Raw genomic sequence first — 21,417 nt, 5'->3', positions numbered from 1 at the left:
GAAAAACTATGAAAATTACAGGTCTTACGGATGCCCAGGTGGAGGAATCCAAAGCCAAGTACGGCGACAACCGGATGACAGAGCAGCAGGGAGAAGGCTTTTGGAGTAAACTGAAGGACAATTTTGGGGACCCTATGATCAAGATCTTGTGCGTGGCCCTTGTAATTAATGTGGTGTTTGCATTTTTGGGTCAGACAGAATGGTACGAATCTTTAGGAATTGCCATTGCAGTTGTTTTGGCTACATTTGTTTCCACTTATTCAGAGTATAACAATGAGAACGCCTTTCAAAAGCTTCAGGAGGAGGCTTCCAGAATCTATTGTAAGGTTTACAGAAATGGAAAAATTACAGAGGTTTCCATTAACGACCTGGTAGTAGGAGACTGTGTTTTGCTGCAGACTGGTGATAAAATTCCAGCAGACGGAGTTCTTGTGGACGGAGCCTTAAAAGTGGACCAGTCAGTGCTTAACGGAGAAAGCAAGGAAGCGTCCAAGGAGGTTATGCCAGGCAATTATAAGGATGAAGACGCTTCTATGGATTTCCTTAACAAATATAAGGTGTTCAGAGGTTCTGTGGTCTGTTCCGGAAATGCAGTTATGAAAGTAGTAACTGTAGGCGACAAATCTGTTTACGGACAGATTGCCAGCGAGCTTCAAAATGAGGAGGACAGAGATTCACCTTTAAAAGTAAAGTTAGGAAAACTGGCAGACAGTATCAGCAAGTTTGGATACTTTGGAGGAATTGCCATTGCCGTGGCCTTTATGTTCCAGAGAGTAGTAGTACATAACAATTTTGATATGAGTCTTATTGCAGCATACTGTTCTAACTGGATGGCAGTTGTCAACGACCTGGTGGAAGCCGTTATGCTGGCAGTTATAATTATTGTAATGGCAGTTCCGGAGGGACTTCCGCTGATGATCGCCTTAGTTTCTGCATTAAACATGAAGAAAATGTTAAACGACAACGTTTTAGTGCGGAAAATTGTGGGAATTGAAACAGCAGGAAGCTTGAATATATTGTTCAGTGATAAAACAGGAACTATTACAAAGGGACAGCTGGAGGCTGTTACATTTGTGGACGGACAGGTAAATGAGTACGACAGCCGTGAAAAGGTTACCGGAGGCCTGGGGAAATTTTTATCTCTCAGTATTTTCCTGAATACTGACGCCGTAATCAGCGGCGAGGGAAAAGATATGAAGGCCATCGGCGGAAATGCTACGGAAAGAGCCGTTCTGCTTTACGGAGCAGCAGTTTCAGATTGTCTGGATGCCACAAAGGTCAGCACCATTCAATTTAACAGTGCTAATAAGTATTCTGCTTCTACTATAAAGGGAGATTATAATTTAACCTTAATTAAGGGAGCTCCTGAAAAAATTCTGGACAGATGTACCATGTGCTACGATATAGATGGAAACAGAATTCCCTTTGACCAGAAGAAGAAACTAGAGGAAAAAATCAATCAGCTGGCGGGACGGGCAATCCGTGTTCTGGCGTTTGCTGTTTCGGACCAGTTTATAGAGGGAGATCAGCTGCCAGAGGGACAGTGGACATTAGTAGGCGTAATTGGAATTAGGGATGAGGTGCGTCCAGAATCTATTACTGCAATTCAGGATGTGCAGGAAGCAGGCGTTCAGGTAGTTATGATTACAGGCGACAGAAAAGATACGGCTGTGGCCATTGCCAAGGAATCAGGTATTGTTAAGTCTGAAGAAGATTTGATTCTCACCTCAGATGAACTGGCGAAAATGTCAGATGAACAGGTAAAAGAATGTCTGAAGCATATTCGAGTAGTTGCCAGAGCTCTTCCAAGCGATAAGAGCCGTCTTGTAAGGTTGGCTCAGGAGATGGATTTAGTTGCCGGAATGACAGGAGACGGAGTAAACGATTCCCCTGCTTTAAAGAAGGCGGACGTAGGTTTTGCCATGGGCGGAGGAACCGAGGTAGCCAAGGAAGCTGGAGATATTGTAATATTGGACGACAACTTCCAGTCAATTCAGAAGGCGATATTATATGGAAGAACTATTTTCAACAGCATCAGAAAGTTTATTATTTTCCAGCTGACAATTAATGTCAGCGCAGTTATGATTTCCTTTGTATGCCCGCTGTTAGGCATGGAAAACCCGCTGTCTATTGTTCAGATTCTTTGGGTAAACCTGGTTATGGATACTTTGGCAGCCCTGGCCTTTGGCGGTGAGCCTGCATTAAAGAGATTTATGAAGGAGCGTCCAAAGAGAAGAGACGAGAATATTATCAGCAGATACATGCGTACCTCTATTCTCACAGGCAGCTTGTGGACCTTTGCCCTTAGTGTGGTATTTCTTATGACACCCCTTGTGGACAGTTATTTCCGGGATGGGGAGAATCATAAATATATGATGACAGGGTACTTTACTTTCTACATCTTTATTGCAGCTTTTAATGCCTTTAACGCCAGAACTGACAGAATAAATCTTTTTGATAATATTGGCAAAAACCATGGATTCTGGAAGGTAATACTCCTGATCGTAGTGGTGCAGGTGATTATGGCAGACTTTGGCGGAGACATTCTTCGCTGCTATGGTCTGGTAGGAAAAGAGTGGGCGGTGGTTGTTGTGCTGGCATTTACAATCATACCAGTAGATTTAATTAGAAAAGCTGTTCTAAAGGGAACAGGAGGAGAAGAATAAGTCCATAGATATGAAAACAAAAGAGATTGGTGCAGAAACACTGTGTTTGGAATAGATTCTGCCCCAGTCTTTTTTGCAGTATTTTGGACATGGGATTATTTTCAGAAAGGGTGGAAACAGATGATATTATTTGCCTCTGACTTGGATAATACATTAATTTATTCCTACAAACGGGAAATAGGGAAAAAGGTTTTGGTGGAAACTATGGGAGAAAAAGAACTGTCTTTTATGACAGAAAATACGTGGCGGTTATTAAAAGAGCTGCCGCCTCATATGATGTTTGTGCCTGTTTCTACCAGGTCAGAAGAACAGTATAAAAGAATCTGTTTTCCCGGAGGACAGCCAGAGTACGCCCTGGTGTGCAATGGGGGAATTTTGCTTCACAAAGGAAAAAGGGACAGAGCATGGTATGAAAGCTCTTTAAACATAAAAAAACAGGGGATTTTAGAACTGGAGCAGGGAAAAAGAATTATGGAAGGCCATATACACAGAAAACTGGATGTAAGAGAGGTAGGGGGCTTGTTTTTATTTACAAAAAGCTCTGAACCAGAACAGCTGGCAGGGGAGCTTTCAGAAAGGCTGGATGGGAAAAAAGTAAAAGCCTTTACAAATGGAGAAAAGGTTTATCTCCTTCCCGCAGGCTTAGATAAGGGGACGGGATTAAAACGGCTGAAGGAAAAGTTAAAGCCTGATCTTACAGTATGCGCCGGGGACAGTGAATTTGATCTTCCCATGCTGAGAGAGGGGGACAAAGGAATTATGCCTTCCCTCCTTTCTTCCTTTATTTTCCAAAAGGGAACAGAGGAAGAGAAAACAGATATGGCTTTAGGGGAAAATGGGAAATATCTAATAGTCAGGGATTCTATTTTCTCTGATAAGGTGATAGAATATCTTTTATATGTTAAGGACAGCCAAGGAAAGAAGTAGGAGGAGTTTATAGTTATGGAGAAAGGTGAGCTGAAAAGAAACTGGATTAGGGAAGAGCTGGCTTACGGGGTAGGCGCCCTTTTATATTCTCCGGCCATTCAGCCTTTTATAGCAGATAGTGTAGCAGAGGGGAAGTTTGCCTGGCCTTATTCTCTGGCCCTATGTCTGGAGGACTCAATTAGTGATGATGCAGTGGACGAAGCAGAAGGGCAGTTGGCAGTAACCCTGGAAAAGCTGAAATGTTTTTTAGAAGGAGGAGAAATTCAGCCTGATAGGCTGCCTCTTATTTTTGTACGGGTCAGGGAGCCGGAGCAGATAAAAAGGCTGGAGCCTGTGCTTGTAAGACACAGCCAGCTGGTGGCAGGGCTGATTTTCCCTAAATTTTCTGTGAGATGCGCAGACCAGTACATCAGTTATATGAAAGAGTTAAATGAAAAGTCACAGCACATTATTTATATGATGCCTATTCTGGAAAGCTATGATCTGGCAGATTTAAGATCCAGGTATCATCATTTGTACGAAATAAAAGAAAAGTTAAATGAGGTGCGCCATTTTGTTTTAAATATCAGAGTAGGGGGAAATGATTTTTCCAATTACTTTGGGGTAAGGCGCAGCTGCAGGGAAAGCATTTATGACGTACAGTCTGTCAGCTCCATTCTCATAGATATTCTTACAGTATTTGTAAAAGATTATGTGGTTTCAGGACCTGTGTGGGAGTACTTTGCAGGAAAGGAAGAAGACTGGAAAGGGGGGCTGGAGCGGGAAGTCAGGCTGGATATGGTAAACGGCTTTGTTGGAAAAACGGTGATTCACCCTGCCCAGATTCCTGTAGTCAACAGAGAGCTGTCTGTAAAAGAAGAGGACTACCAGGACGCTTTGTCTATTTTAAAATGGGATGGGCAAAAGCTGGGAGTTGGGAAAAATCAGGAAGGCGGACGCATGAATGAGAAAAAGACCCATCAAGTTTGGGCGGAGAAAATAATAATATTGGCAAAGCTTTATGGAGTGAGAAGCAATGAGAATTTATGAAAATTCAGAATTAATGCAGGTGGCGAAAAGGGAAAACAATACAAAACGGATATATTTACTTGTGAATCCATTGCAGGGAAAGCATATACCGGCTATTCCCAGTCAGGTGATGGAGCTGTTTGAACAGTTAAGTCAATGCCTTCAAAGAGATTGTAAGGGGGAAAGGCTGACGGTAATAGGGTTTGCAGAAACTGCCACAGCCATTGGAGCAGGGGCGGCACTTGGCTGTCCTCAGGCTCAGTACTATATACACACAACTAGGGAGCAGGTGGCGGATGAAAAGAACAGCCTTTATTTTTCAGAGGTTCACAGCCATGCAGCAGATCAGTATTTGGCCAAGGAAAATCTGGAGGAAATGATCAGTAAAACTGACAGAATAGTATTTGCTGAAGACGAGGTAACAACAGGAAACACAATTAAAAACTTAATTGGGGAGATTCAGAAAAATTATGGGGGAAAATATAGGTTAAAGTTTGGGGTGCTGTCTATTTTAAACAGTATGAGCCGGGAGGAAAAGCAGTGGTTTGAGGAAAGACAGATTCCTGTAATTTATTTAAATTCCCTGGAAAAAGCAGATTATACTCAATGCCTTTCACAATTTAAATTTAAGGAGAACTTGAGAATTCCTGTAAAGACCAGTGATGCTTCAAAAGAAGGCCTGCCGGAAATATTTAATGTTAAAGGGAAAATAGATCCCAGACTGGGGGCTTTTAAAGATGATTACAGAAAGGCCTGCCGCGCTTTTTCAGCAGATTGTATTTCTCATTTAAACTGTGAAGATTTAAAGACGCAGAGAATTCTGGTGCTGGGAACAGAAGAATTTATGTATCCGGCCCTTTATACAGCCTGGCTGCTGGAACAAGGCTGTAGGGAGGTTCGGTTTCACGCCTCCACAAGAAGCCCTATTCTGCCGGATTCCCATGCCTTATATCCTCTTCACGTGAGAAATGAACTGCGCAGTGTTTACGAGAAAAACAGAACTACCTATATTTATAATTTAGAAAAATATGACCAGGTAATCTGGATGTTTGACCCAGATACAGTTTCCTTAGAGGGATGGAATTCTATGATTCACAGTCTGAAAATGGCGGGCAATGAAAATATAAAATGCTTCAGGTGGTGTAGATAAATGAGAAGTACTTATAAAAAAGAAGATGTAAGAATTCTTTTAAAAGATATAACAGGCTTAGTAAAGCCTTTATCTACAGAAGAACGAGAAAAAAGGATACAGACAGGCACTCATTATTGTGAGATGCTTCCCATAGAATATAGACCTACAGCTTCATATATGGAGGCCTATGAGGAGGCTTTAAAAACCTGTGGAAAAGAAACAGCGGAGGCAATCGCTGAAGTTTCAGAAAAGATTTTAAAGGAAAAAGGGGAGAAGGTAGTTTTAGTGTCCTTAGCCAGGGCGGGAACCCCTATAGGGATTTTAATAAAACATTATATAAAGAAGGCATACGGAATAGATGCGCCTCATTATACAATCTCAATTATCAGGGGAAGAGGCATAGATAAAAACGCTATGAAGTATCTTCTAAATCAATATGAGGGAAAACAGCTGCAGTTTGTAGACGGATGGATTGGAAAAGGGGCTATTTTGCAGGTGCTTAGGGAGGCGGTAAAAGAATTTCCCACAGTGTCCTGCAAACTGGCAGTAGCCGCTGACCCGGCCAATGTGACAGAGCTGTGCGGCACACACGAAGATATTCTTATTCCCAGCTCCTGTTTAAACAGTACAGTGTCCGGTTTAATGAGCCGTACCTTTTTAAGAAATGATATTATCGGGCCAGAAGATTTTCACGGAGCCGTATACTATGAGGAGTTGGAAAAGGAAGATAAAAGCTATGAATTTATTCAGGCCATAGAACAATGGTTTCCTGAACATGGAAAGAAAACAGAAGAGAGAAAAAAAGGGACAGGGCTGTCCGAGGTATTGGAAATCGGCGCACATTTTCAAATCTCAGATATAAATTTAATAAAGCCAGGCATTGGGGAGACTACAAGAGTGCTGTTAAGAAGAGTGCCATGGAAAATTTTAATCAGCGAAAAGTGGAAGGACCATCAGTCCTTAACCCACATTTACCGTCTGGCAGGGGAAAAGCAGGTAGAAATACAGCTGTATCCTTTAGAACATTATAAGGCCTGCGGCATCATCAAAAAATATTCTGACGCTTAAAAGCCCCAGGCCATTTTGCCTTAGTAATTGTCCTTTCTATATTTCTTTATATCACTTTTTAAACCGTCCCACTGGTTTTCATAGCGGACATAATAAAGAGGACACATTTTTCCTGTAATATCATAATGTCTTATAATGGATTTTTCTTTTAAATCCAGCTGTGTTTCCAGCCATGCGCACAGTTTTACAAGAGAATTGTATGTAGCATCTGTAAATTTCCCTGTTTCATCAGGGTGGCAGCACTCAATGCTGACAGTGTCAACATTGCGCTGGTTGGATGCATAGGAAATCTCAGTAAGAGGAATACACTGGATAATCTCGCCGTCCAGTCCAATTACAAAATGACTGCTGACAGAGGTGTCTCCAGTTTCAGATAAACTGTTAAAATAATCTCTGTTCTGCTTGGCAGTAGTGCCGGGATTGGCAGTATAGTGAACTACAATTCCTGTAGCCTGTAAAAGGGGCGTGCCAGGCCTGGAATACGGATTGGGAGTGAGAAAATCCTGCTCTATCCAATCAGGCATCTGGATGGCGGCCAAATTAATATCCTCATGGTGAAAAAGGGTTTTAAACAGTAATATAGCGCCGAAAATAATAATCAGAATGATCAGGCTGAAAAATGTAATGAAAAGTATAAGCTGTTTTCTGACTTTTTTTCTGTAGGCTGCCTTTTTTGCCTGAAGCCGCCGCCTTCGTTCTTGTTCCTGTCGCGTCATTTAATACATCCCCTTTGAATTAAAGTTTAAAGAAAACAGGCTGTCTTTGGCGGAATACAGAGTAATAAGAAAAACCGCAGGCCTTTAAAAGCTCTGCCCCCCTCTTAAAATCCCGCCCAATATTAGCAGGTTCGTGGGCATCTGACCCTAAAGTAATAATCTGTCCCCCCATTTTTCTGTATTTTTCCAATATAAAAGCAGAAGGATTAGGCTGGCCAAGTCCATAGCGGTATCCGCAGGTATTACATTCCAGCCCCTTCCCCTTCTCTATAAGGAGAGAAAGAATCTGTTCAATACAGGAGACAAAAGGTTCCTCTGAAGGTGAAAATATATTGTCAGGGCCATAGCGGATTACGTAATCTAAATGTCCCAGCACGTCAAAATCATTGCAGGACTGAAGGCAGTGAAGCACAGTCTGAAAATATTCTAAATAAGCCTCAGAAGGAGAGCGCCCTTTAAAATACTCCGGGTAATAAGGGTCTCTGCCATTGACAAAGTGGACAGACCCAATAATAAAATCAAATGGATATCTGAGAGCAATCTCTTTGCAGTACTGGGCCAGAAATGGCTGCAGTCCCATCTCCACGCCAATATTTAAATGAATTCTGTCTTTATATTCCTCTTTCAGCTTTGAAAGGGCGGAAAAATAAGCTTCAAAATCCAGATTAAAATCAATATCGCCGGAATCTACACAGTAATCGTTGTGATCTGTGATGCAAAGCTCCTTCATGCCAAGACTTACAGCTTGCTCCAGCTGCTGTTTTACAGGTGCAGAGCAGTCCCCGGAAAATGACGTATGTAAATGAAAATCAGGTATCATAAAAATTCCTCTCCCAAACGAATATCCAATATTCTTATAATTATAATAAATATAAATCAGAAAAGCAATGAAAGACCGTGAAAATTGACGAAAATGTAAGAATTCCGCGGTTTGTAAAGAAAGTAATTGATAAAAAACAGAAGTGTATGATATGATGAAAATTACGGCGCCTGTGGGAAGAAACAGGCAACGATGGTGGTATATAAAAATATAGTAACAAATTGTTATAAGGAGGATGCTATGTCGATTAATGACGTTTCCAGCCTATTTGGTTTTTTAGGCGGACTTGGAATGTTCCTGTACGGTATGAATATCATGGCAGATGGCATGCAGAAAACCGCAGGAGGAAGAATGAAGCAATTTCTCGGAATGCTGACCAACAACAGGGTTATGGGGGTTCTGTTGGGGGCCTTAATCACTGCCATTATTCAAAGCAGCGGCGCTACAACCGTTATGGTAGTAGGTTTTGTAAGCGCGGGAGTTTTAAATCTGACCCAGGCAGTAGGCGTTATTATGGGAGCCAATATTGGCACCACTATTACAGCTTGGATTGTATCTATGAGCCAGCTGGGGGCTGCCTTTGAGGTAATGAAGCCGGACTTTTACGCGCCCTTGATTATAGGAATCGGCGCGCTGCTGATGGTATTTTCCAAACAGCAGAAGAAAAAGCTGGTGGGAGAAATTCTGGTAGGTCTGGGACTTTTATTTGTGGGATTGGAGTTTATGTCCTCCTCTATTTCACCGTATACAGAGGCGCCTATTTTTGCCAAAGCATTTGAGCTTTTAGGCAGCAATCCTATATTAGGAATGCTGATTGGACTGATTGTTACAGCTCTCCTTCAAAGCTCCTCTGCATCAGTAGGGATTCTGCAGACCCTGGCTATGAACGGAATTGTTACAACTAACGCTGCTATTTATATTACTCTGGGACAAAACATTGGCTCCTGCGTTACCGCTCTTATTTCCAGTATGGGAAGCTCCAGAACAGCAAAGCGAGCCGCGTGCATTCATCTAAGCTTTAATGTTATAGGCTCTATTTTATTCGGTGTTCTGGGATTTATTTTATTTGCAGTAAGGCCGGATTTTGCTGCAAGTAATATTAACGCGGTACAGATTTCTATTTTCCATACTATTTTTAATATTACTAATACTATAATTTTATTCCCGTTTGCAGGTCAGCTGGTAAAGCTTTCTGGAATTTTTGTAAAGGAAAAAGCCGGGGATTTAGACGGAGAATCTGGAGAAGAGCAGGAAACATTAAAGCATTTGGACGAAAGAATTTTCGAGTCCCCTGCTTTTGCATTAGAGACAGCAGCTTTAGAGGTTATACATATGGGCCAGATTACAGCAGGTAATCTGGAAAAAGCCATCAGCGCTTTGGAGACGGCAGATCAGTCGGCGATTCAGGAAGTGTATAAAACAGAGAAAACGATTAATAATATGGAAAAGATGCTTACAGAATATTTGATTAAGGTAGACAATCTTTCCTTAAATGAGCATCAGAAGCTGGTAGTGTCCAATCTGTTTTACAGCATCAGCGACATTGAAAGAATTGGAGATCACTCTGAAAATTTGGCGGAGCTGGCTCAGTCCTTACAAGAAGAAAATCACAGATTTTCGAATACTGCATTGGAGGATCTGCGATCTATCAGCAGTATAGTAATTGAGTCATTTTTACACGCAGTGGAGGCCAGAAGAACAGGTAATATGGACGAGGTCAGGAAAGTAAGCCAGCTGGAGGATGAGGTGGACAGCCTGGAGGAAGAATTGAGGGAAAAACATATTGAACGTCTTTCCTCAGGTAAATGTAAGGCCTCCACAGGAGTTATATTCTTAGATATTATCAGCAATCTGGAGCGTATTTCCGACCATGCCTATAACCTGGTAGGATACGTAAAGAATGAAAAATAAAGGTTTACCGGCAGCAATATGCATAAAAGATTGGCAAAAAAATAACAATATTTTTCCTAGGAAATGCTTGCTATTTCCTGGATAATTATGTACAATAAGGTGTAGTTGATTATTATTTAACAAACCTATTAAATATTCTTAGGAGGAATACAATTATGGCAGTAAGAGTAGCGATCAATGGTTTTGGCCGTATCGGCCGTCTGGCTTTCAGACAAATGTTCCAGGCAGAAGGTTATGAAGTTGTTGCAATCAACGATTTAACAAACCCAGCAATGCTGGCACACCTGTTAAAATATGATTCTTCTCAGGGCAGATACGCTTTAGCAGACAAGGTAGCTGCCGGCGAAGACTCCATTACTGTTGATGGACATACAATTAAAATTTATGCAGAAAAAGACGCAGCTAATCTTCCATGGAAGGAAGTTGGCGTTGACGTAGTATTAGAGTGTACAGGTTTCTACACATCTAAAGCAAAAGCTCAGGCTCATATTGATGCAGGCGCTAAGAAGGTTGTTATTTCCGCGCCAGCTGGAAATGATCTGCCAACTATTGTTTACAGTGTAAATGAGAACACACTGACAAAGGATGATACAATCATTTCCGCAGCTTCCTGTACAACAAACTGCTTAGCTCCTATGGCAAAGGCATTAAACGACTACGCTCCAATTCAGTCTGGTATTATGGCTACAATCCACGCATACACAGGCGATCAGATGGTTCTGGACGGACCTCACAGAAAAGGCGATTTCAGACGCGCTCGTGCAGCAGCTGTAAATATTGTTCCAAACTCTACAGGAGCAGCAAAAGCAATCGGTCTGGTTATTCCAGAATTAAACGGAAAATTAATTGGTTCCGCACAGCGTGTTCCAGTGCCTACAGGTTCTACAACAATTTTAACGGCTGTTGTTAAAAAAGCAGGCGTAACAAAAGAGGATATCAATGCGGCTATGAAGGCAGCTTCTTCTGATTCCTTTGGCTACACAGAGGAAGAATTAGTTTCTTCTGATATCGTAGGGATCACATACGGCTCTCTGTTCGACGCTACACAGACAATGGTTGCACAGATCGCTGATGATTTATACGAGGTACAGGTAGTTTCATGGTATGACAATGAGAACTCCTATACAAGCCAGATGGTAAGAACAATCAAATACTTTGCAGAGTTAAACTAATAGCTGAATGCCAAAAAGTAATTGATATCTGGTGTGAAAGCATACAGATCCATAGCGGGTCCGGTCTTTGGGACCGGGCCCGCATTTTAATATTGCCATAAAGCGGAGGGAAAAGACCATGTTAAATAAAAAAACAGTTGATGATTTAAAAGATTTAAAGGGGAAAAAGGTATTGGTGCGCTGCGATTTTAACGTACCTTTAAAAGATGGCGTGATTCAGAACTACAACCGTATCGACGGCGCTGTTCCTACAATTAAAAAGCTTTTAGAGCAGGGCGCAAAGGTTATTCTTTGCTCACATCTTGGAAAGCCAAAGGGAGAGCCTGTTCCGGAGATGTCTTTAGCTCCAGTAGCTCCGGCCCTCAGTGAAAGACTGGGAGTAGAGGTGAAATTTGCAGACGATCCAAAGGTTACAGGAGCAGAGACACAGAAGGCTGCCGCAGAATTGCGGGATGGACAGGTACTTTTACTTCAGAATACACGTTACAGAGGAGAAGAGACAAAATACGGCAAGGATGAGGCTGCAGAGGCTTATGCAAAAGAGCTGGCAGGACTTTGCGACAACGGAGTATTTGTAAATGATGCTTTTGGAACAGCTCACAGAGCACATTGCTCTAATGTAGGCGTTACGAAATATACAAAGGAAAATGTTGTAGGATACTTAATGGAAAAGGAAATTAAATTCCTGGGCCAGGCAGTAGAAAATCCTGTACGTCCTTTCGTAGCTATTCTGGGCGGAGCAAAGGTTTCTGACAAAATCAATGTAATAAACAATTTGTTAGATAAGGTAGATACTTTAATTATCGGCGGCGGAATGGCCTATACATTTTTAAAGGCACAGGGACAGGAAATCGGCAACTCCTTATGTGAGACAGATAAGCTGGACTATGCCTTAGAGATGGTTCAGAAGGCTAAAGACAAAGGCGTAAACTTGCTGCTTCCTGTTGACCATGTAGAGGGAAAAGAGTTCTCCAATGATACAGAGAGAAAAACAGTTGATGTTTTGGAAGCAGGCTGGTCAGGCTTTGACATTGGACCAAAGACAATTGAACTGTACAAAAAAGCTTTAGAGGGCGCCAAAACAGTTGTGTGGAACGGGCCTATGGGCGTATTTGAGTTTTCCAACTTTGCAGAGGGAACACTGGAAGTGTGCCGTGCCGTGGCAGATCTGGCAGACGCTACTACAGTAATTGGCGGCGGAGATTCTGTTAACGCTGTAAAACGTTTAGGATTTGCTGACAAGATGACTCATATTTCTACAGGCGGCGGAGCATCCTTAGAGTTCCTGGAAGGCAAAGAGCTGCCAGGAGTTGCAGCTGCAGACAACAGATAAAGAAAGAGGAAAATGATTATGGCAAGAAAGAAAATTATCGCTGGAAACTGGAAGATGAATATGACTCCCAGCCAGGCAGTAGAGTTAGTAAATACATTAAAACCATTAGTGGCAAACGACAATGTAGACGTAGTGTTCTGCGTGCCTGCTATTGATATTATTCCGGCTATGGAAGCTGCAAAGGGCAGCAACATTTCTATTGGGGCTGAGAATATGTACTTTGAAGAAAAAGGCGCTTTTACAGGGGAAATCGCTCCTGACATGTTAGTGGACGCAGGCGTAAAGTATGTAATTATCGGCCATTCTGAGAGAAGAGAGTACTTTGCAGAGACAGATGAAACTGTAAATAAAAAAGTGCTGAAGGCTTTTGAGCACGGCTTAACTCCAATTATTTGCTGCGGCGAGACTTTAACTCAGAGAGAGCAGGGAATTACAATTGACTGGATTCGCCAGCAGATTAAGATTGCATTCTTAAACGTAACTGCTGATCAGGCGAAAACAGCTGTTATTGCATACGAGCCAATTTGGGCAATCGGCACAGGAAAGGTTGCTACTACAGAGCAGGCTGAGGAAGTTTGCGCAGCTATCAGAGTATGTATCGGTGAAATTTATGACCAGGCTACTGCAGAAGCCATCCGCATTCAGTACGGCGGTTCTGTATCTGCCGCTTCTGCTCCAGAGCTGTTTGCCCAGCCTGATATTGACGGAGGCCTGGTAGGCGGAGCTTCTCTGAAGCCAGATTTTGGTCAGATTGTAAATTACGAGAAATAATATATTTTTCAGGAATTAAGGCAATTAAAGCAATTAAAACAATTAAAACAAAAGAGCCGGGGGTTTGTGTAAATGAGCATATGAAATGCCGTGTTTACACAAATCTTCGGCTTTTCTTGAATCATTTTTTATTCCGTGATAAGATTGACATAAAAAGGAGGGATTTTTTTGAAAAATTATAAAATAAGGTTTAAACAGATCATGGGCTGCACAATGATGGCTGCAGTTTTAATGAGCAGTCAGGCTTATGGAGGAGAATGGCTAGAAAAGGAAGGTTCTGTGTGGCAGTATGAGGAAGAGGGGAGCGCCGTAACAGGATGGCAGGAAATAAATGAAAAGTGGTATTACTTTAACAGCCAGGGGGAGATGGAAACAGGCTGGATAAAAACAAGCGCAGACAGCTTGTGGTATTATCTGGACGAAAATGGGGCATGGATAGAAAAGCCACAGATTACAGGAAAAACAGCAGTTTATCTTTTAGACAACGCTTTAAAAAAGGCTGATTTATATCAGAATGAGGAGGCAGAGCTGCAGTATATTGTGGAGTACGAAACGTCAGATTACATTAAGGTAACAGTGCGCATAGAAAAAAGCCCGGACTATTTTACAGGAATTAACACATACCAGATTAACAGGAGATCAGCAGTGGCCAGAGCAGATGTGGGAGATGACTTAAAATTATATTAAAAGGGGACAGGAATGGAGAGGAAAAGCAGGCGCAGAAAACAAGGCCCCAGATTATTTTGGATTTTGCCTCTATTATGTATTGTTATTTTTCTTATTGCTATTGGAGTAAAGGGGGAAAGCGCTGAGATTGCGGAAAGCTCTGAAAATACAGAGCTGGAGGAGACAGGGCTGGAAAATATAGAGCTGGAAAAGACAAAGCCGGAGGGGACAGCGTCAGGAGAGATGGAGCCGCAGCCAGAGGATACTAAAAAAGGTCTGGCTGCGGAGATTTTAAAGGAAATGAGCCTGGAGGAAAAGGTGGGCCAGATGTTTATAGCCAGATGCCCAGATGAGCAGGCGGCAGAAAAGATTTCTCAGTATTATGTGGGAGGATATATTTTATTTGCCTCTGATTTTGAAAATAAAACAAAGGATCAGGCGATAGAAGAAATCCGGCTGTACCAGGAGACTTCCAAAATTCCTATGTTTATAGGCGTGGACGAGGAAGGCGGCGCAGTAAACAGAGTCAGCAAATTTCCTGCTTTCCGAGAAGAGCCTTTTCCCTCCCCCCAGGATTTGTTTTTGGCAGGGGGAATGGAGGCAGTGAAAAAGGATACAGAAGAAAAGTCCAGGCTGTTAAAAGAATTAGGCATAAATGTAAACTTTGCTCCTGTGTGTGATGTAAGCCAGAACCCTTCTTCATTTATATATAAAAGAACATTTGGACAGGATGCTCAGGCAACCGGCGAATATGTAAAAACAGTTGTGGAGACAATGAAAAAAGAAAAAATGGGAAGTGTGCTGAAACATTTTCCCGGATATGGGGATAATGAAGATACACATACAGAAATGGTTTATGACAACCGTCCCTATGAGCAGTTTGTTTCCTCAGATTTTCTGCCTTTTCAGGAAGGCATCAAGGCGGGGGCGGACGCTGTTTTAGTTTCTCATAATATTGTGTCTGCTATGGACAGCAGCAGCCCGGCTTCTTTGTCAGAAAAAGTCTACGCTGTATTAAGAGAAGATCTGGGGTTTCAGGGGGTAATTGTAACAGATGATCTTGTAATGGAAGGAATCCGCAAGTTTACAGACGATAAAGCTGCCGCTGTGAAAGCAGTCCAGGCAGGAAACGATTTATTGTGCTGTACTGATTTTGAAGTTCAGATTCCCGCAGTGACAGAAGCTGTCAGAGCAGGCCAGATTTCTCTGGAACAAATTGATCAGTCTGTTTTACGTATACTGAATATGAAGCTGTCTTTAGGCATAATAAAATAAATGAAATTAGTTAAAAAAATATCATTCCCCATTGCAAGTCTGGTGTAAATCATGTAGAATAAGGAATTGGAAAAATAAGTAAAAGGCAGATAAAACCGAAAGGAGAAAGTTATCATGGGCAAAAAACCGGTAGTGTTAATGATACTTGACGGATACGGATTAAATAATAACTGCGATCACAATGCAGTGTGCCAGGGGAAAACCCCTGTTATGGATCAGCTGATGAGCCAGTGTCCATTTGTAAAAGGCAACGCCAGCGGCATGGCTGTAGGTCTTCCAGAAGGTCAGATGGGAAACTCTGAGGTAGGCCATCTGAATATGGGAGCAGGCAGAATCGTATACCAGGAGCTGACAAGAATTACAAAGTCTATTAGCGACGGGGATTTCTTTGAAAATCAGGCTTTCCTGGAGGCAGTGAAAAACTGTAAGGAAAATCATTCCGCCCTCCATATGTTTGGATTAGTTTCAGACGGAGGCGTTCACAGCCACAACACTCACATTTACGGCTTGTTAGAGCTGGCTAAGAGAAACGGACTGGAAAAGGTGTATGTACACTGCTTCCTGGACGGACGGGACACGCCTCCTGCTTCAGGTAAGGATTTTGTGGCAGAGTTAGAGGAAAAGATGAAAGAAATCGGCGTAGGAGAAGTGGCTTCTGTTATGGGCCGTTACTATGCTATGGACAGAGATAACCGCTGGGACAGAGTGGAGATGGCATATAAAGTGCTGACAGAGGGAACAGGCGAAGCTGCAGACAGCGCCGTAGACGGAATTCAGGCTTCCTATGACAATGGAAAAACTGATGAGTTTGTAGTGCCTTTTGCAGTAATGAAAAATGGCCAGCCTACAGCAGTGATTAAAGACCATGATTCTGTAATTTTCTTTAACTTCCGCCCGGACAGAGCCAGAGAAATCACAAGGGCTTTCTGCGATGACGACTTCCAGGGCTTTGAAAGAAGGAGCAGACTAAATTTAGTATATGTTTGCTTTACAGATTACGATGAAACCATTGGAAATAAGCTGGTGGCATTCCACAAGCAGACAATTACAAATACATTCGGCCAGTTTTTAGCAGACCACGGCCTAACACAGGCCAGAATTGCAGAAACAGAAAAATACGCCCACGTTACATTTTTCTTTAACGGCGGCGTAGAAGAGCCAAATAAGGGAGAGGACAGAATTCTGGTAAAATCTCCTAAGGTGGCAACTTACGACCTGCAGCCGGAAATGAGCGCTCCTCAGGTGTGCGATAAACTGGTAGAAGCTATAGAATCAGGGAAGTATGACGTAATTATTATTAACTTTGCAAATCCGGATATGGTAGGCCACACAGGAGTGGAGGCTGCCGCTATTAAAGCCATTGAAACAGTGGACGCCTGCGTAGGCAGAACAGTGGATGCAATTAAAAAGGCAGACGGAGTAATGTTTATCTGCGCTGACCATGGAAATGCAGAGCAGTTAGTAGATTATGAGACAGGAGAGCCATTTACTGCTCACACCACCAATCCTGTCCCCTTTATTCTGGTAAATGCAGATCCGGCTTATAAGCTGAGAGAGGGCGGCTGCTTAGCAGATATTGCGCCTACCTTAATTGAACTGATGGGCATGGAGCAGCCTGAAGAAATGACAGGAAAATCACTGTTGGTGAAATAATCAGATTAATTAGATTTAGTGGAAGATAAGTAATTAGAGGATGCTGCAGAATAGCCATCAGAAAGGTCGATTAGCTATTCTGCAGTATTTTTTTATCCTACCTTTTTCTGAAGCAGTGAAATACCTTGGTACAGAAGGGCGGAGATCAGACAGAGAATTACAATGGACATTACTACCTGGTCCATGCGGAAGGTCTGCTGGCCGTAAATAATTAAATATCCGAGCCCTGCGTTGGCCGCCAGAAATTCTCCAATAATTACGCCCACCAGACAAAGCCCGATATTCACCTTCATATTACTGATGATTACAGGGATAGAGGAAGGCAGCAGAACCTTTGACAGCACATCTTTTTTGCTGCCTCCCAGGGAATAAATTAATTTAATCTGTTCTGGATCTGTCTGCATAAAGCTGGAGTACAAGGTCATAATAGAACCGAAAACGGCCACAGATACAGAGGCTACAATGATTGTTTTCATATTATTGCCCAGCCATACAATTAAAAGAGGAGCCAGGGCGGATTTTGGCAGACTGTTTAAGGCCACTAAATAAGGCTCCATTACATCAGAAATACTGGGGGAAGCCCACAGCAAAAGGGCAAAAATAAGGCTGAGGGAAACCACCAGGAAAAAGCTGACAAAGGTTTCCATCATAGTGATGCCCATGTGTCTGAAAATGCTGCCGTCCTGGGCCATAGGGAGAAAGCACATAACGATTTTTACAGGCGAGCTGAAAATAAAGTCATTAATCGCTCCAAGGTCAGCGCCTAACTGCCATAAAGCCAGGAACAGGACGAAAAACATAGAGCGGAGAATGGTGATCTTTCTCCGGTAAAACTGCTCTTTTTGAAGAAACTGCCTTTGGGCGGGGGAAAGATCCTGGCTGATGGAAACCTCCTCCAAATGAAGGCGTTGAAGTTTCAGATTATGTTTCATAAATGCTCAAGCTCCTTCCATAATTGATTAAAATATACAGAAAAATCCTTGGAATTGCGCCGTTCCAAAGGCCGGAGTTTAGAGTCAAAGGAGACGGGGACAATGGTTTTTAATCGTCCCGGCCTCTTAGTAAGGACTAAAATTCTGTCAGCCACGCTGATAGCTTCAGATAAATCGTGGGTAATTAATATAGCTGTTTTTCCTGTGTTTTTAATAATAGAGCTGATGTCGTCGCATACGTCCAGCCTGGTCTGGTAGTCCAAGGCGGAAAATGGCTCATCTAACAGAAAAAGCTCCGGCTCCAGGGCCAGAGTGCGGACAAAAGCAGCTCTCTGCCGCATTCCGCCAGACAGCTCTGAAGGCTTGGAATATTTAAAATCTCCCAGACCGTAAGTATCTAAAAGAGTGTGAAGCTTTTCTTTCGATTTTGGGGTAAGCTTTTTTTGTATTTCCAGGCCTAAAGCCGCGTTAGATAAAATAGAGCGCCATTGAAAAAGCTGGTCTCTCTGTGGCATAAGGCCGATTTCCCCGCTGGAACAGGACACTGGTTTTCCGTTAATGAGAATCGTTCCTTCATCCGGGGTAATTAAGCCGCAGATTAAAGACAGCAAGGTGGATTTTCCGCAGCCGGACGGGCCGACTACAGCAATAAATTCTCCAGGAGCTACGGAGAATGATATATCAGAAAGGGCCAGAGTTTCACCTTCTAAAAAATGGTAGGAATAGCTGACCCTCTGAACCTGCAGAACTGGTGTCATAGACTGCCTCCCTGTATCCATAGATACATTTTTTACATGTTACATAATCTATGATATGTGAAGGACAGGAGAGTGTGCAAAAGAAAAGTCCTTCGGCAGCTGCGTGTTTCTAAGGGATTTTTTTAAAGTGAGCTTAGACACCAGCTGTACGGGACATAGCCCGCACTCCTCCCAGAACCGATGGACAAGAATATTATATAAAAGAAAGATGAAAACTGCAAGAATGAAATAGCAGGATCTGAAAGAATATGATAAAATAAAGGGCAAAAGGCAAAGGCGGAGAAAAAATGAAATTATACGGTCAGAAATATCCTATTGATTATTCCGGTCCCATTGTACCTATGGCTGAAATTGGAGGCTTTCCAGTCAGGCCGGGGCTGTTTGACGTAAACGGCGCCATGGCGTTCCAGGGAGGCGTAAACTTTACAATTCACACTCACGCAGGCACAAATTGTGAACTGCTTTTGTTTCACAATGGAGAGGAGGAGCCTTATGCAGTTCTGCCTTTCCCGGAGTCCTACAAAATAGGGGACGTATATTCTATGATTGTTTTCGGCCTGAATATTGAGGATTTTGAATATGCCTACAGAATAGACGGGGAATACCGCCCTGAACAGGGACTTTTATTTGACAAAAATAACGTGCTCCTGGACCCTTACGCCAGAGCGGTAGCCGGTCAAAGCGTGTGGGGTGAAGGGAAGAAAAGAACATACCATGCCAGAGTGGTAAAGGACACCTTTGACTGGGGAGCTATGCCGCAGTCTAACAGGGAAATGAGCGACCTGGTAATCTATGAGCTGCACGTAAGAGGCTTTACCCGCCATCCGTCCTCAGGGGTACAGCACAGGGGAACATTTGCAGGGCTGGAGGAAAAGATTCCTTATTTAAAGGAATTAGGAATCAACGCAGTGGAGCTGATGCCTATATTTGAATTTGATGAAACTATGAATGCCAGAACAGTGAACGGAAAACAGCTTCTGGATTATTGGGGCTACAACACAGTTGGATTTTTTGCTCCCAATACCAGTTACAGCGCGGTGGAGGAGCCAAATAAAGAAGGAACAGAATTAAAAAAGCTGATAAAAACGTTTCACGACAACGGAATAGAAGTAATTTTGGACGTTGTGTTTAACCACACAGCAGAAGGCAACGAGCTGGGACCTTCCTTTTCGTTTAAAGGAATAGACAACAAGATTTATTATATGCTGACTCCAGAGGGCAATTACTATAATTTCAGCGGCTGCGGCAATACACTAAACTGTAATCATCCTATTGTGCAGCAGCTGATAGTAGAATGTTTAAGACATTGGACGGTGAATTACAGGGTAGATGGATTCCGGTTTGATTTAGCCAGCATTTTGGGGAGAAATGAAGACGGGACGCCTATGAGCAATCCTCCTCTTATAAAAAGCCTGGCATACGACCCTATATTAGGAAATGTAAAGTTAATTGCAGAGGCCTGGGATGCGGGCGGCATGTATCAGGTAGGAAGGTTCCCGGCCAGCAAAAGATGGGCGGAGTGGAATGGCAGATACAGGGACTGCCTAAGAGGGTATTTAAAAGGAGACAGTTGGAACGCCTGGACGGCAGCCTGGAGTATTTGCGGGTCAGGAGATTTATACGGCGGAGTTTACTCTGATTATAACGGCAGCTATGCAGGGTACAATTCTTGTATAAATTTTCTCACCTGCCACGACGGATTTACCTTGTACGATTTATATTCTTATAATGATAAACATAATGAGGCTAACGGATGGAATAACACAGACGGGGGAAATGATAACCGAAGCTGGAACTGCGGCACGGAGGGAGAGACAGAGGACCCGGAGGTGCTGAAATTAAGGTACCGTATGATACGAAACGCCTGTGCAGTGTTAATGTGCAGCAGGGGAACTCCTATGTTTCTGGCAGGGGACGAATTTGGAAATACACAGTTTGGAAATAATAACTGCTACTGCCAGGACAATGAAATCTCCTGGCTGGATTGGGGGCTGTTAGAGAAAAACAGAGAGCTTTTTGAGTTTTTTAAGTTTATGATTTACTTTCGGTTTCAGCATCCTATTATTCAAAAAAAGCTGCCTGACGCAGTGTGCGGCATGGACGGACTTCTCGTCCATGATGTAATGGCGGAGAAAACGACTATTTCCAAGGATACCAGAACCTTTTCCGTAAGCTTTGCAGGATATGACAAAAAAAAGGGCAGGGACGACATTGTCTATGTATCTGTAAATACTTATTGGGAAGATGTGGCCATCACTCTTCCAGATCTGGGTATGGCGGGAAACTGGTATTTAAGCGTGAATACATATGGAGACGGGCAAAATAGATATTTTTACAGAGAAGGGGAAGAAACCAGAATCGACAGGTCGTTTATCCTTCGTCCCAGATCAGTGGCAGTTTTTACAGTAAAGAAGATTTAGACCCCTAAAACCTTAGAAATATGAGAAATAAAGATAAAAACCTTGCATTTCACATATTTCAGTGATATACTACATACGATAACATGATAAACTGATTATAAAAAGAGTGGACGTCAGTCCACTCTTTTTGAATCATTAGAGGCAATTTTCTGTGATTCGGAAGGACGATCAGAAAATACCAGGAAAAGA

General features: G+C 42.6%; 17 protein-coding genes. 13 read left to right on the top strand and 4 right to left on the bottom strand.

Translation table 11 applies throughout. The annotated features are described in order from the left end of the window. The first annotated feature begins 8 nt into the window (after positions 1-8). The 5 genes from C1A07_RS04680 (at position 9) to C1A07_RS04660 (ending at position 6,801) form a co-directional block, all read left to right on the top strand. Complete coding sequence (locus C1A07_RS04680; protein WP_101876076.1) at positions 9-2,666, top strand: calcium-translocating P-type ATPase, PMCA-type; 2,658 nt, start codon at positions 9-11, stop codon at positions 2,664-2,666. A gap of 120 nt (positions 2,667-2,786) precedes the next feature. Continuing rightward, the gene (locus C1A07_RS04675) at positions 2,787-3,593 is read left to right on the top strand and encodes an HAD hydrolase family protein (protein ID WP_145996035.1); all 807 of its coding nucleotides are present in this window, start codon (positions 2,787-2,789) and stop codon (positions 3,591-3,593) included. Between the two features lie 15 nt (positions 3,594-3,608). Continuing rightward, positions 3,609-4,622, top strand: coding sequence for an HpcH/HpaI aldolase/citrate lyase family protein (locus C1A07_RS04670; RefSeq protein ID WP_101876074.1), 1,014 nt, complete (start codon positions 3,609-3,611; stop codon positions 4,620-4,622). Further along, positions 4,609-5,751: a phosphoribosyltransferase domain-containing protein gene (locus C1A07_RS04665; RefSeq protein WP_101876073.1), complete on the top strand. Its 1,143-nt coding sequence runs from the start codon at positions 4,609-4,611 to the stop codon at positions 5,749-5,751. The genes C1A07_RS04670 and C1A07_RS04665 overlap by 14 nt, the downstream gene beginning before the upstream one ends. Continuing rightward, positions 5,752-6,801 carry a cysteine protease StiP family protein gene (locus C1A07_RS04660; protein WP_101876072.1) on the top strand — a complete coding sequence of 350 codons (1,050 nt, stop codon included), beginning with the start codon at positions 5,752-5,754 and terminating at the stop codon, positions 6,799-6,801. A gap of 20 nt (positions 6,802-6,821) precedes the next feature. Here C1A07_RS04660 and C1A07_RS04655 read toward each other — a convergent pair whose 3' ends face one another. Together C1A07_RS04655 and C1A07_RS04650 are read right to left on the bottom strand one after the other, a co-directional pair. Next, positions 6,822-7,517: a peptidoglycan recognition protein family protein gene (locus C1A07_RS04655; protein WP_101876071.1), complete on the bottom strand. Its 696-nt coding sequence runs from the start codon at positions 7,515-7,517 to the stop codon at positions 6,822-6,824. 19 nt (positions 7,518-7,536) lie between these two features. Continuing rightward, on the bottom strand, positions 7,537-8,337 hold the full coding sequence (locus tag C1A07_RS04650; RefSeq protein ID WP_101876070.1) for a histidinol-phosphatase HisJ family protein: 801 nt from the start codon (positions 8,335-8,337) through the stop codon (positions 7,537-7,539). 240 nt (positions 8,338-8,577) lie between these two features. On the opposite strand from C1A07_RS04650, the gene C1A07_RS04645 reads away from it, so the two are divergent. From C1A07_RS04645 to gpmI, 7 genes are all read left to right on the top strand, one after another. After that, positions 8,578-10,248 (top strand): Na/Pi cotransporter family protein, encoded by a 1,671-nt coding sequence (locus C1A07_RS04645; RefSeq protein ID WP_101876069.1) that lies wholly within the window; start codon positions 8,578-8,580, stop codon positions 10,246-10,248. Between the two features lie 155 nt (positions 10,249-10,403). Continuing rightward, the gene (gene gap, locus C1A07_RS04640; RefSeq protein ID WP_101876068.1) at positions 10,404-11,420 is read left to right on the top strand and encodes a type I glyceraldehyde-3-phosphate dehydrogenase; all 1,017 of its coding nucleotides are present in this window, start codon (positions 10,404-10,406) and stop codon (positions 11,418-11,420) included. Positions 11,421-11,538: 118 nt separating this feature from the next. Further along, positions 11,539-12,753: a phosphoglycerate kinase gene (locus C1A07_RS16340; protein ID WP_101876067.1), complete on the top strand. Its 1,215-nt coding sequence runs from the start codon at positions 11,539-11,541 to the stop codon at positions 12,751-12,753. A gap of 18 nt (positions 12,754-12,771) precedes the next feature. After that, complete coding sequence (gene tpiA / locus C1A07_RS16335; protein ID WP_101878045.1) at positions 12,772-13,524, top strand: triose-phosphate isomerase; 753 nt, start codon at positions 12,772-12,774, stop codon at positions 13,522-13,524. 168 nt (positions 13,525-13,692) lie between these two features. Then, on the top strand, positions 13,693-14,211 hold the full coding sequence (locus C1A07_RS04625; RefSeq protein ID WP_242972248.1) for a hypothetical protein: 519 nt from the start codon (positions 13,693-13,695) through the stop codon (positions 14,209-14,211). Positions 14,212-14,223: 12 nt separating this feature from the next. Further along, positions 14,224-15,465 (top strand): glycoside hydrolase family 3 N-terminal domain-containing protein, encoded by a 1,242-nt coding sequence (locus C1A07_RS04620; protein WP_101876066.1) that lies wholly within the window; start codon positions 14,224-14,226, stop codon positions 15,463-15,465. 114 nt (positions 15,466-15,579) lie between these two features. Beyond that, a complete protein-coding gene (gene gpmI, locus C1A07_RS04615; RefSeq protein ID WP_101876065.1) occupies positions 15,580-17,118 on the top strand; it encodes a 2,3-bisphosphoglycerate-independent phosphoglycerate mutase in 1,539 nt (512 codons plus the stop codon). Positions 17,119-17,210: 92 nt separating this feature from the next. Here gpmI and C1A07_RS04610 read toward each other — a convergent pair whose 3' ends face one another. Beyond that, positions 17,211-18,050 carry an ABC transporter permease gene (locus C1A07_RS04610; RefSeq protein ID WP_101876064.1) on the bottom strand — a complete coding sequence of 280 codons (840 nt, stop codon included), beginning with the start codon at positions 18,048-18,050 and terminating at the stop codon, positions 17,211-17,213. Beyond that, positions 18,047-18,808, bottom strand: coding sequence for an ABC transporter ATP-binding protein (locus C1A07_RS04605; protein WP_101876063.1), 762 nt, complete (start codon positions 18,806-18,808; stop codon positions 18,047-18,049). The genes C1A07_RS04610 and C1A07_RS04605 overlap by 4 nt, the downstream gene beginning before the upstream one ends. A gap of 287 nt (positions 18,809-19,095) precedes the next feature. On the opposite strand from C1A07_RS04605, the gene C1A07_RS04600 reads away from it, so the two are divergent. Further along, the gene (locus C1A07_RS04600; protein ID WP_101876062.1) at positions 19,096-21,228 is read left to right on the top strand and encodes a glycogen debranching protein; all 2,133 of its coding nucleotides are present in this window, start codon (positions 19,096-19,098) and stop codon (positions 21,226-21,228) included. Positions 21,229-21,417 lie beyond the last annotated feature (189 nt).

It is taken from the genome of Lachnoclostridium edouardi, assembly GCF_900240245.1.
GTDB lineage: Bacteria > Bacillota > Clostridia > Lachnospirales > Lachnospiraceae > Lachnoclostridium_A > Lachnoclostridium_A edouardi.
This window is presented reverse-complemented; position numbering and strand designations above follow the sequence as displayed.

Coding starts and splice junctions, on each gene's coding strand:
- C1A07_RS04680 (WP_101876076.1), top strand. CDS start 9: ATGAAAATTACAGGTCTTACGGATGCCCAGGTGGAGGAATCCAAAGCC.
- C1A07_RS04675 (WP_145996035.1), top strand. CDS start 2,787: ATGATATTATTTGCCTCTGACTTGGATAATACATTAATTTATTCCTAC.
- C1A07_RS04670 (WP_101876074.1), top strand. CDS start 3,609: ATGGAGAAAGGTGAGCTGAAAAGAAACTGGATTAGGGAAGAGCTGGCT.
- C1A07_RS04665 (WP_101876073.1), top strand. CDS start 4,609: ATGAGAATTTATGAAAATTCAGAATTAATGCAGGTGGCGAAAAGGGAA.
- C1A07_RS04660 (WP_101876072.1), top strand. CDS start 5,752: ATGAGAAGTACTTATAAAAAAGAAGATGTAAGAATTCTTTTAAAAGAT.
- C1A07_RS04655 (WP_101876071.1), bottom strand. CDS start 7,517: ATGACGCGACAGGAACAAGAACGAAGGCGGCGGCTTCAGGCAAAAAAG.
- C1A07_RS04650 (WP_101876070.1), bottom strand. CDS start 8,337: ATGATACCTGATTTTCATTTACATACGTCATTTTCCGGGGACTGCTCT.
- C1A07_RS04645 (WP_101876069.1), top strand. CDS start 8,578: ATGTCGATTAATGACGTTTCCAGCCTATTTGGTTTTTTAGGCGGACTT.
- gap (WP_101876068.1), top strand. CDS start 10,404: ATGGCAGTAAGAGTAGCGATCAATGGTTTTGGCCGTATCGGCCGTCTG.
- C1A07_RS16340 (WP_101876067.1), top strand. CDS start 11,539: ATGTTAAATAAAAAAACAGTTGATGATTTAAAAGATTTAAAGGGGAAA.
- tpiA (WP_101878045.1), top strand. CDS start 12,772: ATGGCAAGAAAGAAAATTATCGCTGGAAACTGGAAGATGAATATGACT.
- C1A07_RS04620 (WP_101876066.1), top strand. CDS start 14,224: ATGGAGAGGAAAAGCAGGCGCAGAAAACAAGGCCCCAGATTATTTTGG.
- gpmI (WP_101876065.1), top strand. CDS start 15,580: ATGGGCAAAAAACCGGTAGTGTTAATGATACTTGACGGATACGGATTA.
- C1A07_RS04610 (WP_101876064.1), bottom strand. CDS start 18,050: ATGAAACATAATCTGAAACTTCAACGCCTTCATTTGGAGGAGGTTTCC.
- C1A07_RS04605 (WP_101876063.1), bottom strand. CDS start 18,808: ATGACACCAGTTCTGCAGGTTCAGAGGGTCAGCTATTCCTACCATTTT.
- C1A07_RS04600 (WP_101876062.1), top strand. CDS start 19,096: ATGAAATTATACGGTCAGAAATATCCTATTGATTATTCCGGTCCCATT.